Annotated in this window: 17 protein-coding genes; 15 read left to right on the forward strand and 2 right to left on the reverse strand. The window is 36.6% G+C overall.

The window, feature by feature from the left end:
- Positions 1 to 57 precede the first annotated feature (57 nt).
- The 3 genes from NCCP28_RS16650 to NCCP28_RS16660 all read left to right on the forward strand — a co-directional run bounded on the left by NCCP28_RS16650 (position 58) and on the right by NCCP28_RS16660 (position 1,956).
- A complete protein-coding gene (locus NCCP28_RS16650; protein WP_248562552.1) occupies positions 58 to 966 on the forward strand; it encodes a helix-turn-helix transcriptional regulator in 909 nt (302 codons plus the stop codon).
- 77 nt (positions 967 to 1,043) lie between these two features.
- Entirely contained in the window at positions 1,044 to 1,559 is a 516-nt protein-coding gene (locus tag NCCP28_RS16655; RefSeq protein WP_248562553.1) for a hypothetical protein, read from the forward strand.
- A gap of 142 nt (positions 1,560 to 1,701) precedes the next feature.
- Positions 1,702 to 1,956 (forward strand): zinc ribbon domain-containing protein, encoded by a 255-nt coding sequence (locus NCCP28_RS16660; protein WP_248562554.1) that lies wholly within the window; start codon positions 1,702 to 1,704, stop codon positions 1,954 to 1,956.
- A 294-nt stretch (positions 1,957 to 2,250) separates the two neighbouring features.
- Here NCCP28_RS16660 and NCCP28_RS16665 read toward each other — a convergent pair whose 3' ends face one another.
- Entirely contained in the window at positions 2,251 to 3,099 is an 849-nt protein-coding gene (locus NCCP28_RS16665) for an NAD-dependent epimerase/dehydratase family protein (protein WP_248562555.1), read from the reverse strand.
- Between the two features lie 775 nt (positions 3,100 to 3,874).
- On the opposite strand from NCCP28_RS16665, the gene NCCP28_RS16675 reads away from it, so the two are divergent.
- The 6 genes from NCCP28_RS16675 (at position 3,875) to NCCP28_RS16700 (ending at position 9,540) form a co-directional block, all read left to right on the forward strand.
- Positions 3,875 to 4,633, forward strand: a complete 759-nt coding sequence (locus NCCP28_RS16675) for an ABC transporter permease subunit (protein ID WP_248562556.1) — start codon at positions 3,875 to 3,877, stop codon at positions 4,631 to 4,633.
- A 28-nt stretch (positions 4,634 to 4,661) separates the two neighbouring features.
- Positions 4,662 to 5,699 carry a taurine ABC transporter substrate-binding protein gene (locus NCCP28_RS16680; protein WP_248562557.1) on the forward strand — a complete coding sequence of 346 codons (1,038 nt, stop codon included), beginning with the start codon at positions 4,662 to 4,664 and terminating at the stop codon, positions 5,697 to 5,699.
- Between the two features lie 10 nt (positions 5,700 to 5,709).
- The gene (locus tag NCCP28_RS16685) at positions 5,710 to 6,531 is read left to right on the forward strand and encodes an ABC transporter ATP-binding protein (RefSeq protein WP_375709422.1); all 822 of its coding nucleotides are present in this window, start codon (positions 5,710 to 5,712) and stop codon (positions 6,529 to 6,531) included.
- 13 nt (positions 6,532 to 6,544) lie between these two features.
- A complete protein-coding gene (locus NCCP28_RS16690; RefSeq protein WP_248562559.1) occupies positions 6,545 to 7,474 on the forward strand; it encodes a TauD/TfdA dioxygenase family protein in 930 nt (309 codons plus the stop codon).
- Between the two features lie 87 nt (positions 7,475 to 7,561).
- On the forward strand, positions 7,562 to 7,933 hold the full coding sequence (locus NCCP28_RS16695; protein ID WP_248562560.1) for a DMT family transporter: 372 nt from the start codon (positions 7,562 to 7,564) through the stop codon (positions 7,931 to 7,933).
- A gap of 827 nt (positions 7,934 to 8,760) precedes the next feature.
- Complete coding sequence (locus NCCP28_RS16700; protein WP_248562561.1) at positions 8,761 to 9,540, forward strand: alpha/beta hydrolase; 780 nt, start codon at positions 8,761 to 8,763, stop codon at positions 9,538 to 9,540.
- Between the two features lie 82 nt (positions 9,541 to 9,622).
- Here the strand turns inward: NCCP28_RS16700 and NCCP28_RS16705 are convergent, their stop codons facing one another.
- Positions 9,623 to 10,417 (reverse strand): alpha/beta hydrolase, encoded by a 795-nt coding sequence (locus NCCP28_RS16705; protein ID WP_248562562.1) that lies wholly within the window; start codon positions 10,415 to 10,417, stop codon positions 9,623 to 9,625.
- Between the two features lie 219 nt (positions 10,418 to 10,636).
- Between NCCP28_RS16705 and NCCP28_RS16710 the strand changes: the two genes are divergently transcribed.
- From NCCP28_RS16710 to NCCP28_RS16735, 6 genes are all read left to right on the forward strand, one after another.
- A complete protein-coding gene (locus tag NCCP28_RS16710) occupies positions 10,637 to 11,680 on the forward strand; it encodes a FecCD family ABC transporter permease (protein ID WP_248562563.1) in 1,044 nt (347 codons plus the stop codon).
- A gap of 15 nt (positions 11,681 to 11,695) precedes the next feature.
- Entirely contained in the window at positions 11,696 to 12,469 is a 774-nt protein-coding gene (locus tag NCCP28_RS16715; RefSeq protein WP_248562564.1) for an ABC transporter ATP-binding protein, read from the forward strand.
- A gap of 16 nt (positions 12,470 to 12,485) precedes the next feature.
- Complete coding sequence (locus tag NCCP28_RS16720; protein WP_248562565.1) at positions 12,486 to 13,532, forward strand: ABC transporter substrate-binding protein; 1,047 nt, start codon at positions 12,486 to 12,488, stop codon at positions 13,530 to 13,532.
- 302 nt (positions 13,533 to 13,834) lie between these two features.
- Positions 13,835 to 14,584: a methionine ABC transporter ATP-binding protein gene (locus NCCP28_RS16725; RefSeq protein WP_248562566.1), complete on the forward strand. Its 750-nt coding sequence runs from the start codon at positions 13,835 to 13,837 to the stop codon at positions 14,582 to 14,584.
- Complete coding sequence (locus NCCP28_RS16730; protein ID WP_248562567.1) at positions 14,577 to 15,239, forward strand: methionine ABC transporter permease; 663 nt, start codon at positions 14,577 to 14,579, stop codon at positions 15,237 to 15,239. The genes NCCP28_RS16725 and NCCP28_RS16730 overlap by 8 nt, the downstream gene beginning before the upstream one ends.
- Positions 15,240 to 15,257: 18 nt before the next feature.
- On the forward strand, positions 15,258 to 16,085 hold the full coding sequence (locus tag NCCP28_RS16735; protein ID WP_248562568.1) for a MetQ/NlpA family ABC transporter substrate-binding protein: 828 nt from the start codon (positions 15,258 to 15,260) through the stop codon (positions 16,083 to 16,085).
- Positions 16,086 to 16,215 lie beyond the last annotated feature (130 nt).

The following is a 16,215-nucleotide window of genomic DNA, read 5'->3' on the forward strand; positions in this document are numbered from 1 at the left end:
AGATATTAAATCAGCTATAGGAACATAATCAATTATATTTCACTGGAGCTGTAAAACATGAAGATAGAACGATTACTTGCGATGATCATCAAGTTATTAAATAAAAATAGAATAACAGCAAAAGAACTTGCAGAAGAGTTCGAGGTCTCTGTTCGGACGATTCAAAGAGATATCGATTCCATCAACATGGCTGGAATCCCCATTGTTTCCTATAAAGGATCAAATGGCGGCTATGGAATTCTGGAGGAATACAAAATCCGTACGGGTCTATTTAATGAGGTAGAACATGACTTACTGCTTACTGCATTAAACGGTGTATATAAAACCTATGATGATAAACAGTTAAAACAAATTATCGAAAAGCTTACCTCCATAAAAGCAAATGATACTATTAAACAGCAGTCATCCGTTTTGTTAGATTTCGGTGGGTGGGGGCCAACTGAAAAAAGAACAGAAAAAGTAAATACCATCAAAAAATCGATTGAATCAAATAAAGCGATTATTTTTCAATATATAGATATAAATGGAAGCTGTACAGAAAGAGAAATTGAGCCCATTACCTTGATTCTAAAGGTGAATAAATGGTATGTGTATTCTTTTTGTAAATTAAGAAATGAATATCGCCTGTTTAAATTAGGAAGAATGCGAAACATAAAACTCACAAATCAAGATATAGAACAAAGAGAATATGCTAGGGAGTATAACTTTTATCAGCATAATCGTGAAATGGTCTCTGTGAGTATGAAGTTTACTCAACATGCTTTAAATGAGTTAGAAGATTATTTTGAATTTGATGATTTGGAATTTAGAGATGACGGGTGGATTTATTTGACTGAAACATTGCCAGAGGATGAATGGGTTTATCGTATAATCTTAGGTCTAGGGGATCAGATTGAAGTGCTTGAGCCACAACATATTAGGAAAATTATAAAAGAAAGAGCACAGAAAATTTGTGATAAATATTAATATATACGACATACTGGTGTCTGATTACATGTGATAATGTATGTACGAGAATTCAATTTGATAAATGAGGGATTATCATGTCAGTATTAAACCAATTAGCTTCTCAACTAAGTCGAAATGATGAAGTGCCAAATATTGAGCTGGCACATGAGTTAGCTAATGAAGAAAATCATGCTGGTATAGAAGAAATAATAGAAAACCTATCTAGCAAAGATAAAAAGATTCAATACGATTGTCTGAAAGTGGCGTACGAAATTGGACAAGTTAAACCAGAACTCATAAGTAAGTATGCACTAACTTTTATAGAGCTGCTAAAAAGCCGCAATAACCGTTTGGTCTGGGGGGGAATGATGGCATTAGCAACCATTGCTGACGTAGCATCAGAAACCATCATGGCTCATCTTGACATATTAAAAAGTGCTATGAAAATTGGTTCGGTCATTACCATTGATAAAGGTGTCCTCACGCTTGCGAAGCTAGCAGCCATCAGGAAGGAAAATAATGAGGTGATTTTTCCTTTCCATTCTTACTCCATCACCTCGAGAATTGCAGGTCAAAGGAAATTCCTCAGCACTCGGAAAGCACGCTTTTAGCCGTAACTGATGAAAATAAAGAGGAATTTTTGAATGTGTTACGAAAAAGAGAAAAATATCTAACAGCTCCTCAACTAAAAAGAGTTAAAAAAATCTATAAAACATTAGAAACTTAATGAAAGTATATGGTGAGGTAATAGATATGAAAGAATATAAAAAATGCCAAAGCTGTGCTATGCCATTAAAAAAAATGGAAGATCGAGGTACGGAAAAAAATTTAGATAAAAGTTCTATGTACTGTAAGCATTGCTATCAAGAAGGAGAATTTATGCAAAAGGACATTTCTGTCGATGAAATGAAACAATTTGTAAAAGATAAATGCATTGAAATGGGTTTTCCGAAGTTTTTGGCAGGAATGTTTGTAAAAAGCCTTCATAAATTGGAGAGATGGAAATAGACATTACAATCCAAGCAAAAAGAGGATTATATCATGCATAACCTCTTTTTGCTATTCAATAAAAATTCATTAAAAGATAGATTCCTTATATTGGATAAGCCTATCTTTTATGATTCTATACGTCGTTGGGAGTTTTAAATATGAAAAAAGCGAAAAAATATTTTAGAATATTTAAGGTTAATACAGGAGAAAAATCTGCGTTTAATAAAAATTGATATAAACGTAATGCAGTGTCATTTTATCCACTACTTCACTTTATTTATCTCTTTTTATATTAATAGTTAGAGCTTAGAATTATAGGTTTACATAATTTCTCCACTTATGAATAGGCTTCCAATTTAGTAGTTTCTTAGCCTTTTCATTGTTTAACAGGGGATCAAAGCCTGATAAGTCTTTTCTAAAATTTTTTACATCTGGAAAGCATATTCCCATTAGTTGTTTACTCTCAATAGCCATACTTGTTTCATCCGCCCCAATATTAAGGGCAACAGAACCAAGTCCCTCTGTCTCAATAGCTAATCGATAAGCAGTGGCCGCATCTCGCGTATCAATATAACTCCACAATATGGTTTTTCGCTGTTCAGGATTATAGATAAATTCAGGGAAATTCTTATACATTTTAGGAGAAATGACGTTTCCCAATCTAAATGATACTACCTGCATCCCCGTTCTACGGTGAATCATATCAGCTGTTTTCTCATTTACAATCTTGGATAAACCATAGCTTTCTTCCGGCAACTGTGGGTGATCCTCATCTATTGGTACATATTGTGGTTTTAAATTTTGTTTTGAAAAACAAATACCATATGACGACTCACTGGAAGATATTACAGCTTTTTTAATCCCTAAATTCCCTGCAGCTTCTAAAATGTTATAAGTAGACATCACATTATTTTGAAAGGTCACTTCGTTTGGATGTGAGTATGCAACTGGAATAGCGGCAAGATGGACAACTGCATCAGCACCTGCTAATACCCCATATACCTCCCCAAGATTTGTTAAGTCTGTTATAACTGTTTTACAAAGTGTTTCTTTTGGATACTTGATATCTGCATTAACAACTTTATAACCATGTTCCAAAAATTCCTTTATGACTGCTGAACCAAGTAGACCACTACCACCTGTTATTACTATCTTTTTCATTTTCAACCCTCCAATTTTTATCCGATATGGCGAAACCTCTGTGCATCTTAAATTTTAAAAATAAAGTAGTTTTGTATTCTTCTTTGTTTGTTGTTTGTCTAAACTAAGTATATGTAAAAAACTTTTTATCTTCAAGTAACTACTAGTTGACTATGCTAGATAATCTATTGATTAGGTGATAAGGAAAGGTGGCACCTTCCCCCTACTAGTGAAAGAATTAGATACACCTAAATATATATTTTAAGCAGTGGAGTTGTTCAAGACTATATCTATAATTTCATTCCATGATATAAAACTCATAAAATTATATAAACTATTATCTAGTAATAAATGGATGTTTTCCGCTTGGTTGGACAGGGACAGATATTTTAAGGTCAAGCAGAATACGAATAAGACAATCAGAGGAGAATCTACCATGACCAAAAAAAGCATGCCGAACTTTCGCCGTAGAATTTAAACAACAAATGGTGCAACTATATCTGAACGGAAAACCAAGAAAGGACATTATTCGTGAGTATGAGTTAACGCTTTCTTCGCTAAACCAATGGAGTGATAGTTAAAGTCCATCCAAATAAGAAAATAAAAATAATTCAGATATCATTATTGACTCGTTTTTCATACTGTGCTAATCTATTCTAAGTAATTCAATCGGAATACTGAGCTGACCGGTAAACTGGAGGCTCCCTACTCATAACTAATCTATGAGAGGGAGCCTCCTTTATTTGTTTTTAAGGAGGTTAAAATGGAAAAGCTTTCGTTTGTAAAAAGTAAGAATATGAGATTAAGAGGTATCTCTATTGGGAGTGTAATCGTTCTATTCATCATTTGGACTATTGTTACAAAATTGGAATGGGTAGACCCTTACTTCATACCAAAACCGCAAGCTGTTTGGTCTTCTTTTCTGGTTTTGATAGCAGAAGGTTATAAAGGTGCATCTCTTTTAACGCATATAGCTAACAGCATGTACCGTCTATTTACAGCCCTGTTTTTTGTCTTTGTAACGGCTGTCCCATTAGGAATTCTATGTGGATATTCCCAACATATACGGGCCGTTTTTGCACCGATTATTGAATTTTACCGTCCACTTCCTCCCCTTGCTTATTATGCACTGCTTGTTTTATGGCTGGGGATTGACAATGAATCTAAAATTGCCTTGTTATTTTTAAGTGGGTTTGCGCCTTTATTTATCGCGACAGCAGCATCGGTCGAAAAATTGCCGGCTGATCAAATTAACGCCTCGCTTTCACTTGGCGCTAATAAACTAAAATTATTCTGGTTCATTATCCTGCCCTCTTGCTATCCTGACATTCTTACTGGTTTACGTACATCGATCGGTGTTACCTATGCAACATTGGTAGCTGCTGAAATGGTGGCTGCAACCAACGGAATTGGATGGATGGTACTAGATGCGAGCCGGTATTTAAGAAGTGATATTGTCTTTGTCGGCATTATTTTGATGGGGATCATTGCTATTGTACTAGATGGATTACTTCGTTTCTATCAGGCACGCCGCTTCTCCTGGGTAGGTAAATAAAAAATAAAGAATAGAGGAATGAACTTCGATGAAGACATTAATTCAAAAAAAACTCTTACTATTAATCACCTTGCTTGTATTGTTGATTACCGCTGCTTGTGGAAATCAAGATAATGCAGCTGAAAAAGCGAGCGGGACACAAGCTAATAATTCTAAAATACCGGAAAAAATTGTTCTTGGATATCAGGTCTCACCTAATGGAGAGTTAGTTGCAAAAGCCTTAGGGCTCTTGGAAAAGAAGTATCCAGACACCAAAATTGAATGGGTAAAATTTGAAGCAGGTCGTGATGTTAATAATGCCATTGCAAGCGGAAGCATTGACTTTGGACTTGTTGGCACTCCTCCTGCTGCAATAGGAGTAGCAAGTAAATTGCCTTACAAAATTTATTACTTGCACGATGTCATTGGTGAAAGTGAAGCGCTTGTTGTGAAAGGCAACTCTGGTATTGCGTCGTTAAAGGATTTAAAAGGTAAAACAATTGCTACTACATTTAGTTCCACCTCACATTTTAGTTTATTGGGCGCTTTAAAAGAGGAGGGAATCGATCCAGTAAAAGAAAAAATTAAAATTTTAGATATGCAGCCACCTGATATTTTTGCAGCATGGCAACGGGGAGATATTAATGGCGCTTATATTTGGCAGCCGATGCAATCAAAGCTTCTTGCAGACAATGGCAAGGTGATTGTTAATTCAGGAAAACTTGCAGAAAAAGGAGTTATCACTGCTGAAGTAGGAATTGTCCGTTCAGATTTTGCAGAGAAATACCCTGATATTGTAAAAGAATATATCAGTGTTCTTGATGAAGCGGTTAAGTATTATCATGGAAATCCTGAAAAATCTGCTGAACTTCTTTCAAAAGAATTAGGCTTATCACCTGAAGAAAGCTTGAAAACAATGAAACAAATCGTTTGGCTTGATTCCTCCAAACAAAAAGAGTATTTTGATGGACCACTTGCTGAAACATTAAAAGACACAGCAGATTTTTTGGTAGAGCAACAGTCTATTACTAGTGCTCCTGATAAGGCAACTTTCGAAAAAGCGCTGCTTTCAAATTTTTATCATTGAATGGAAAAGGATGATTAAAGATATGGCAATCACAACTACTTTGCAGTTTAAAGATAAAGAGTTTGATCAGGAGCAAAGGCAAAAAATAATTGAAGTAAAAAACATTTTCCTGCAATATTCGCGGAAGCAGCAAGCCGTTCTTCAAGATATTGACCTTCACTTGCACAGCAATGAGTTTGTGTGTGTTCTTGGTCCATCAGGATGCGGGAAGTCCTCGCTATTAAATATTCTTGCGGGCTTTCAAAGACCAACTACTGGAGAAGTGAAGATTGAAGGAAAAAGTTATTCTAAACCAACTAGTGATGTAGGGGTTGTCTTTCAGCATCACAATTTGTTTCCATGGATGAAAATAAAAGAGAATGTTGGATTCGGTCTAAAGATGAAAGGCTACTCAAAGGAAGAAAGAAAAAAGCAAGTTGACCATTATTTACAGCTGGTGCAGCTTGAAACGGTAGGGGATTTACTCCCTCATCAGCTATCTGGAGGGATGAAGCAAAGAGCTGCTATAGCAAGGACATTAGCGGCTGATCCCAAAGCGGTTTTAATGGATGAACCATTTAGTGCTCTAGATGCTTTAACAAAAGAAAATATGCAGCACCACTTATTGTCATTATGGAGTGAAACGAAGAAAACGATTTTCTTTATTACGCATGATGTGGAGGAAGCCATGCTTCTAGGGACAAGGATTTTAGTCATGAAGCCAAATCCCGGAAGAATAGCTATCGATATAGCCAATCCCTTAAAAAGGCATAATCCGACAGCCATTGATTTTAATTATAAAGAATTTCAAGAATTAAGAAACTATCTGATTGCTACAATTAAAACAAATTGAGAGGATGAGACCAATGGCAAATGAATTACATAATTATCCACGTCCTGTACATTTTAATAATCGTGAGGATAAGGAAGGTCCGAGAATACTTCGACGTAGAGTAGATAAGGAAAACCAAACTTTTTCATTTTTTAAAGTGAAGCCGCTAAACCCTATTATTGGTGCGGAAATTGAAGGAGTGGACCTATCCAAACCGCTCTCAACACCATTAAGAGAAGAATTAAACGAAGCATTGCTTGAATGGAAGGTGATTTTTTTCAGAAATCAAGCGATTACCTCAGAGCAGCAGATAGCCTTTGCAAAAAACTTTGGAGAGTTAGAGGTTCATCCATTTTATAATGCACCGACAGGCCGAGCAAAGGAAGTAATTCAGTTTAACAGAAATAAAGTCCAAAAAGGCTTTGAAAATATATGGCATTCGGATGTATCATTTCGTGAACAACCGGCAAAGGCCGCTATCCTTCGTTTAATGAAAGTCCCGCCAGTAGGAGGGGATACTCTTTGGGCAGATATGGGAGCTGCATACGATAATCTGCCGGACACAATAAAAGAACGAATCGACACATTGCAGGCGCTTCATGATTTTACGCCATCATTTAGTCATTTGATGAGTCCTGAAGAGCTTTTGAAGTGGCAAAAGGAGTTTTCAGCGGTTACCCATCCAATTGTTCGGACGCATCCTGAAACAGGAAGGAAACTTCTTTTTGTGAATCCTTCTTTTACTACAAGGATTATTGGGCTTGACGAGAAGGAGAGTGAAGAACTGCTGCAATTTTTATTTCGACAAACACATATACCTGAGTATCAGGTTCGTTTTCATTGGGAACCTAATTCGATTGCTTTTTGGGATAATCGCGCTACTCAGCATTATGCTGTATCAGATTATTATCCATACGAGCGTTTGGCAGAACGTGTAACGATAGCGGGAGATCGTCCTTATTAACCCATTTTTTAAAGTGTCAGAAACGAATAAAATAAATTTTATTCGTTTCTTTTGTTTGCTTAACCTACGTGAAGGAGCAGGAAAAATATGAGTTGGTTTTACTTGATTCTAGGTATATTTGCTGAAATTATTGGAACAACTTCCATGAAGCTTTCGGAAGGTTTTACAAAGTTGCTTCCCTCCATAGCTATTTTTGTTTTCTATGGATTGAGTTTATCTTTCGTAACACTGTCACTTAAAAAAATTGATATAAGTACAGCGTATGCGATATGGTCAGGTGTAGGAACTGCAACAATAGCTATCATTGGGTTATTCTTTTTTAAAGAAAATATTTCTTTCTTTAAAATTTGTTCCATTATCCTCATTATTTTAGGAGTGGTTGGCTTAAATATAGCAGATAATACACAGGAAACAGAGGGAAATAAAGAACTTTCAGTTAACGTAAAAATAAATAAGTAGAAGGGCTGTCTACTAAAGAAAGAGGTCCTAAAAAGTTAAATAGATTATAGATTAGACAGTTTGCAAGGCATGAATTCTGTATAGTGCGGAAATCATGTCTTTTCATTTTGTCTTTATTCACTGGCTATTATGGTTCCCCATATATTTCTACTAATTCTTCTTTTCATACGCTCAAACTCATTTAAATAAAGAAGCTTCTATCAATGAATAGGCATAAAAATTTTCTCTGCTAGGCATATCTTGTATTATTTTTTTCTCCGTAAGTGGATAGATTACGGTAAACCGTATCCTAAGAAAATGAGGTTCAGATGGCCCTTATACATATATTCCTTCTTGCTTCTTTCTTGGAAACAAGCAAGAAGAGTTAATTATAATGAGTTTGTTCCTTTCCCTCTTTGTTTGAAATAATGAGAAAGCGGCATAATGATTCTTTTCAATCCCAGGTAATGGATAGTATAGATACTTGGCGTAGTTCAGTAATAAGCTGCTGTGAAATTGGATGTGAGTCAAAGTTACGAATCATTTGACGCTCCCTGAGAAGGTGGGCCAATTTTATCTCTTCATTAGGAGCTATTGCTAGATTCAAATCCTCCATTATCTGTTCATTACTCTCTTCTCCGAATTCCTCAATGAAGTTAAATCCTAGGGAATCTTTGAATCTAGCAGTGAGTCCTCTCCAATATTTTATAAAATATAATATTGCTCAGTTGCCTTTTATGAAATAAAATGAGAATGATAATCATTTTTATTATGTATCAGAAGTATTAATTAGATAAAAGGGTACGTGTTGTTTGATATTGATTGATAGATGGATGGAGGAATGAGCGATGGTTAGTAAAGTACAGCTAAATGATACAGAATGCTGGGTGTTGGAGTCACACATTATGGGGGGGGCCTATGATATTAAAGTGTTTTTACCAGAAGGGGAGCCACCGGAAAGGGGATTTCCGGTTTATTATCTATTAGATGGTAATGCTTACTTCCAATTTGGACGTGATGTTGTAAAATTACAATCGAAAAATGCACCAAAAACATTGGTTTCGCAGGCGATTGTGATTGGAATTGGCCATACAGGAGTGGAGGAAGAGGGGGGAAAGCGCAGATTTTATGATTTTACACCGCCAGCAGAGCAATATTTATACCCAGAGCGATTGAAAGGTGCAGATCTTGGTATGCATGGTGGTGCGGAGAAGTTTTTTGCCTTTATCGAGCAAGAGTTAATGCCAGTAATTTCTAAAAAATATCCTGTAGATGTAGAAAGGCAAACATTATTTGGCCACTCGTTAGGTGGTTTGTTTGTACTCTGGGCGCTTTTTACTCAACCAAAGCTTTTTCAAACATATGTGGCATCAAGTCCTTCCATCTGGTGGAACGATCATGAGGTTTTGCTGTATGCGGATCACAATCATTATATCGAACAAAGGCTATTGATCACTGTTGGAAGTGAAGAAAGGTTTATGGTAGAGGATGCAAAGCGCCTATATGCCATGCTGAATAGACAATCATTAAAGGAATTAGCAATAGAGCTGTATGTAGCGATGGATGAAAATCATGCTTCTGTAGTGCCCACCATTATGAGCAGGGCCTTTCGATTCGCCAATAGATAAAGGCCTTTAAAAAAGTAGTCCCCAAGACTGAAGGGAAATCACCATTCTTGGGGATTATTGTGGTGCAATTGTTTAAGGCTAATTAACGATCCATCGTTTTGTTTTTATTTTCTATGCCAAATAACCAACGAAGTGACTGAATGAAGTAGTTAGAAAAGAATAGGTCATCATGAGTTCCTTCTGGATCTAACTCAAATAAGAGATTCGATTCCAAGTAGCCTTCCTTGATCAATGCAAGATGGGCCTTCTTTGTGTAAGCAACCATATGCTGTTGAGTCGTTTCTTTATAAATTCCCTCTAATTCTCCAACATATAAATAGAGCTGATGATCTTGACGATTTACAGTTGGTTTGACATAGGTATTTCCTTGCCGTTCAATCTTTTCCCCTTGAAGATAGCGAAGAACATCCTCGTACCAAAAGGAAGCAGATAATAAGATATATTGATGGAATACCTCTGGATAATAGTAGGAGGCGAAAATGGAAACAAGTCCTCCAAATGAGCAGCCGGAAATAGCTGTATGGGAAGGCTCAGGGTTCGTAGCATAATGAGCATCTATATATGGCTTGATTTTGGTTACAACAGTATGTAAATAAACGTGCGCTTGTCCTCCAAAGATGGAACCATGTGGTACAAGTGATGGTGCTTCCCACGGTGTATAATCATTATTGCGATCAATGGGTTTAATTCCAATAACGATAAGTGGTTCAATTTGACCTGAAAGAATTAAATGATCGATATAGTTTACAGCTTGCATGGCAGTTTCTCCGCCATCATGCATATAGAGGGTTCGGTATTTTTTGGTTTGGTCGTAACCTGAGGGTAAGATGATACATACCTCATAGTTGGCAATTTTCTCATTACGAAATTGAATCATATAATTTTCCCCACCTTCTTTAGATATTCGTATTTTGAAGATTATAAAAAAATACAAAAAAGTATTGATAATGATAACCATTATCAACTATAATCATAATATATTCTCTATTATTTTGGAAGGAATACTCTAATTAATAGAGTGAAAACACAAAGAATCTAGTCATAAGAATGATAATAGGGGCTGTTATCATAGGAGTGATAGCTAAGGTGGTTGGAAATGAAGATAGAAAAGACTCGCTTTCCCTTACTAATAGTGGGGCTGATTATTACACTCATATTAATGATTATTATAGCTGTAAGTGTTGGAACATTAAAAATACCGTTCACACAAACCTTTACAATATTCATTGAAAAGATATTTAACTTGGAGCCGACAGTAAATGAAACATTTTCTGGCGTCATCTGGAAGATAAGACTTCCCCGCGTTATTATGGGTCTTGTTATTGGAGCAGGATTAGCTCTGTGCGGAGTGGTGATGCAGGCAATTGTACAAAATCCGCTTGCCGATCCATATTTGCTAGGGATATCTGCTGGTGGATATTTAGGAGCAACCTTTTTCATTATTTTGGGAAGCGGTATCCTTGGGCTATTTAGTGGATTAGGTTTAGCTGTTGTTGCTTTTCTTGGGGCATTAAGTGCAGCTATTGCTGTGTTATTTTTAGCTTCATTTAAGAGTAGTATTACAACAACCAAATTAATCTTATCGGGAACCATCATAAATGCTGGCTGCACAGCCATTGCAAATTTTATCATTGCGGTTTCAGGATCAGATAACACCATTACAAGGATTACATACTGGACGATGGGCTCTCTATCAGCGGCAAAATGGGAAAGTCTTTTCTTACCATCCATAGCTGTCAGTGTTTGTTTTGTCTTTTTTCTTACGCAATATCGTACATTAAATACGATGCTGCAGGGAGATGAAATAGCGATTACACTTGGTATTCGCCTTAATTTTTATCGAAAGTTTTACATTGTGATTATTGCACTATTAACGGGTATTTTAGTTTCTGCTTGTGGCATTATTGGTTTTGTCGGTTTGATTATTCCGCATATAGCTAGAGCCTTGATTGGCCCGGATCATCGAAGACTTGTTCTTGTTTCCGTTTTAGTAGGTGGTATTTTCCTAGTGGCTGTAGATGTTTTAGCTCGAACTATTCTGCATAATATCGAATTGCCTATTGGGATATTTACAGCTCTCGTTGGTGCCCCATTTTTTGCTTATATTATGATTCGAAAAAATTATAGCTTTTCAAATTAATGTAAGGGGATTTTTATGGATTTAAAAATAGAGAATATTGAGATTAATTTGGGAGCCAGGAAAATTATAAAAGGGATTGATTTAAATGTGTTAAATAATTCCTTTGTCGCCTTGCTCGGTCCAAATGGAAGTGGAAAGTCTACCTTATTGAAGGCAGCCTACCGAGTATTGAAGCCATCTAATGGAACCATTTATCTGGATCAGTCAAAGCTTGAGGACATACCGACTAAGCAAATTGCACAAAATATGTCGGTAGTTTCCCAGTTTCAAAGTAATAGCTTTGATTTTACGGTGCAGGAAGTTGTTCTAATGGGAAGAACTCCTCATTTGAAGGCACTAGAAAAGGAAAGTGGATCAGATTATCACATTGTGGAGGAAGCATTAAGGAAAACAGGTCTATTAGACTTTAAAAATAGAAAAATCTCCTTGCTTTCAGGTGGAGAAAAGCAACGGGTTGCACTAGCAAGAGCAATTGTGCAAAGTCCCTCACTTATGATTCTTGATGAACCAAGTAACCACTTAGATATAAAGTATCAACTTGATATTTTACATATTATCAAAAAACTAGGAGTAAATGTTTTATCTGCTTTGCATGATATTTCGTTAGCCGCGCAATTTTGTGACTATATCTATTTTATAAAAGCAGGAGAAATTGTTTATGACGGTAAGCCGGAAGAGGTGATTACAAAAGAGATATTAAAAGAAATCTATGAAGTGGATTGTGAAGTATTTAAAGATCCACGAACAAATCATTTATCCATTAGTTATTACCAACCTAATGAAAAATAATAAGGGAGAGAACAGAATGAAAAGACGATTTTTACTTCTATTTGCTGCAATTCTTGCAGCAGTAAGCCTTATGGCAGCTTGTGGTACAACTGGAGAGAAAACAGCAGGAAAAGCGAAAGAAACGGAAAGCAAAGAAGCAAAGGATACAGAGGGAAATCACACAAAATATCCATTAGAAATTGAAATTCGTGATTTTGAAGGAAATAAATATACACAAACCTTTGAAAAAGCACCTGAACGTGTCGTTACGAATAATCTTTCTTCCATTGAGATGTTATTACAGCTTGGCTTAAAGGATAAAATTGTTGGGATTACGAAACCAGATAATGCTGTAACTGGTCAATTCGCAGACGATGTTGCTGATCTTAAAAATCTTGGAGATAAAATGACGATGTCCAAAGAGATTATTGTCGGAGAAACACCTGACTTAGTAGTTGGGCGCTCCATGGTGTTTACTGATGACAGTATGGGTTCTGTATCAACATTTAATGATTTAGGAATTAATGTATTTACACAATCTGCAAGTAACATAGGGGAAAACCCACCATTAACAGCAGTTATCGATGATGTATTAACATTAGGGAAAATTTTCGATGTAAATGATCGTGCAGAGGAATATGCGAAAGAGCTACAAGATCGTTATGATGCTATCGTAGAAAAAGTAGACACGAAAAAAGGAGAGAAAAAATTATCATTGCTTCCTATCGTAGGCTATGATTCTTCGAAATCAACATTTTCTATTTTTGGTGTATCAGAGGGATTACAAAAAGATTTATTAACAAAGTTAAATCTTGTACCAGCTGTTGAAGGTAATGGCGCTGACCCGTCATTAGAAACAATTATAAGTTCAAACCCAGATGTAATTGTCTATATAAAGGCAGACCGTAATGCAGCTTTAGATGCAAATGCTGTTAAGAGTATTTTAAATGAACCTCTTCTTAAAGATGTAAGTGCGATTAAAGAAGGGCGCGTTTATGAAGTAACGTATGATGACTTTATGGATTACGGTGTTCGAATTTTTGATACACTTGAAATGTTAGGGAATAACATTTACGGTAAGTAATTTAAGCAGGATGGCGTAAGTATTGCGCGCCTGAAACCACAAATGGTTTAAGTGGTAAATGAACTTATGCCAACATGTAAATAATCACCCCTATCTAAGAGTGCTAGAAGAAAGGCCAAAGATACATTGTTGTCTTTGGTTTTTTTAATAGAAAGAGGGAGTTTAATAGGGTTGGAAGCTTTTAATTGTTAATTTGTGTCTTTGCAATTTGCCCTCATTAGTTGGTAAAATAGTTTCTTAGCTGTGTTTCTGTGATTAAGCTATAACAGAGAGCGATTTAATAAATAGGAAGGGAAAGGATTATGATTAACCTGCATCAAGTGAGTAAAAAGTTTTCAAATTTTCAGGTGATTAAGTCTGTTACGTTAACCATACATAAAGGGGAAATTCATGGAGTCATTGGAGCAAGTGGAGCTGGGAAATCAACCTTGCTGCGGCTAATGAATTTGTTGGAGACCCCCGATGCGGGCGAAGTGGAAGTAAACGGCCAAAGACTGACAACATTGAACAATAAAACAATTCGAAAGGCACGGAAGTCGATTGGCATGATCTTTCAGCATTTTAACCTTGTGGCAAATAAAACAGTTTATGACAATGTGGCTGTTTCTTTAGAGCTGGCAAATTACCCAAAGAAAGAGCGTCGGAGCCGTATTGTGGAGTGTCTTCAATTTGTCGGATTGGAGAATGAGAAGAAGAAATATCCTGCACAATTAAGCGGGGGACAAAAGCAGCGTGTTGCCATTGCAAGGGCATTGGCAAATAATCCGCAAGTTTTGTTATGCGATGAACCAACCTCTTCTCTTGATCCCAATACAACGGCTGAAATATTAGATGTGCTAGGGAATATTAATAAACGTTTTGGTGTGACGATTGTCATTGTTAGTCATGAGATGGACGTCATTAAAAGTATATGCAATCGTGTAACGATCATGGCAGATGGAGAGATCTATGATACGGTCTCAATCGAACCAAATGGGATTCAAAAAATCGATAATCGTCCAGAATACTTTATCGAACAATTAGTAGAGAATGGTGGGCGAGGTTATGCCTGAGGTTTTAGTTCAATATGAGGCGGAAATTTGGCAGTCAATTGGAGAAACCATGGCAATGGTTGGCGTGTCCATTTTAGCTGCGATTGTTATCGGATTGCCTGTCGGAACCTTGCTGTTTTTTTGCAGGAAGGGCCAGTTGCTTGAGAATCCATGGGCTTTTTCGATTTTAAATTTATTGGTCAATATTATTCGTTCTTTCCCATTTTTATTATTAGTTGTTTTTTTAATCCCATTTACAAGACTTATGCTTGGCACAGCCATTGGTACAGCAGCTGCAACAGTTCCATTATCGATTATTGCCATTGCCCATTATTCCCGATTGGTCGAGCAATCCCTATTGGACGTGCCAAGGGGTGTGATAGAGGCAGCGATTTCCATGGGAGCTTCTGTAAAGGATGTCATGTTTAAATTTCTTTACGTGGAGGCACGCTCTGGGCTTGTCCTCGGACTAACAACATCGATTATCAGCTTTATTTCCTATTCAACGATCATGGGAGTGGTCGGAGGCGGGGGTATCGGTGACTTTGCCATCAGGTACGGCTATCAACAGTTTCAAACAGAGCTAATGATCTATATGATTATCATTATGGTTATCCTAGTACAGCTCGTCCAATTTACCGGAACAGCTGTATCCAGAATGATTGATAAAAGATAAATAATGGAGGGAAACATCATGAAAAAAATACTCTTTCTGATGACAGCACTTATGGTGCTCTTAGTAGGATGTGGTAAAGAGAATAAAGCAACAGAGAAAGAAAATACACAGAATCAAGAGAAGGAAGAGGTAACATTGAAAGTAGCTTCTCTTATTCCTCCAATGACGGAAATCCTTGAGCTTGTTAAACCAAAGCTAGCAGAGGATGGTATTAACCTAGAAATGGTTGTGTTAAGTGATAATGTGCAGCCTAACAGTGCACTAGCAGCAGGAGAAGTAGATGCAAACTTCTTTCAACATGTTCCATATATGGAGGAATTTAATCGAAACAATGACGCCAAGCTTGTACCGGTGACACCAATCTATTTTGCAAATTATGGTGTATATGCTAAAGAGTATGATACAATCGATCGATTGCCGGAAGGTGCTGTTATTGCTATCGCAAATGATGTTTCAAATATTGACCGATCATTGGCTTTGCTAGCGCAGCATAAAGTCATTACTTTAAAGAAAAAAACGGGTCCATACTATACAAAGGCTGATATTATCGATAATCCTAAAAACTATCAGTTCAAAGAAGTAGATTTGTTAATGCTGGCGAGAATGTATGATGATGCAGATGCGGTTGTTATGACACCTGCTTATGCTGCACCGCTTGGTTTGACGCCAAAAAATGATGCTCTTCTCACAGAGGGGGTTGACAACGACTTTGCAATTACATTAGTAGCACGCAAAGATAATGTTGATTCTGAGCCAATTCAAAAATTGGCCAAGGCTATGACAAGTCCAGAGGTACGTGAATTTTTAGAAAAAAATTATAGTGAAACGGCCATACCAGCATTTTAATTTTTATACAAAGAAAGGGCTATTCGAGTTGATTTTTCAACAAGAATAGCCTTTTTTTTATTAGTCTATTTTCGTCTTAACTGGTGACGAATCCCTTAGCTTGGCCCGTATATGATCAGCCAATTTTAAA

The sequence above is a fragment of the Niallia sp. NCCP-28 genome (genome assembly GCF_023168165.1).
GTDB lineage: Bacteria > Bacillota > Bacilli > Bacillales > Cytobacillaceae > Niallia.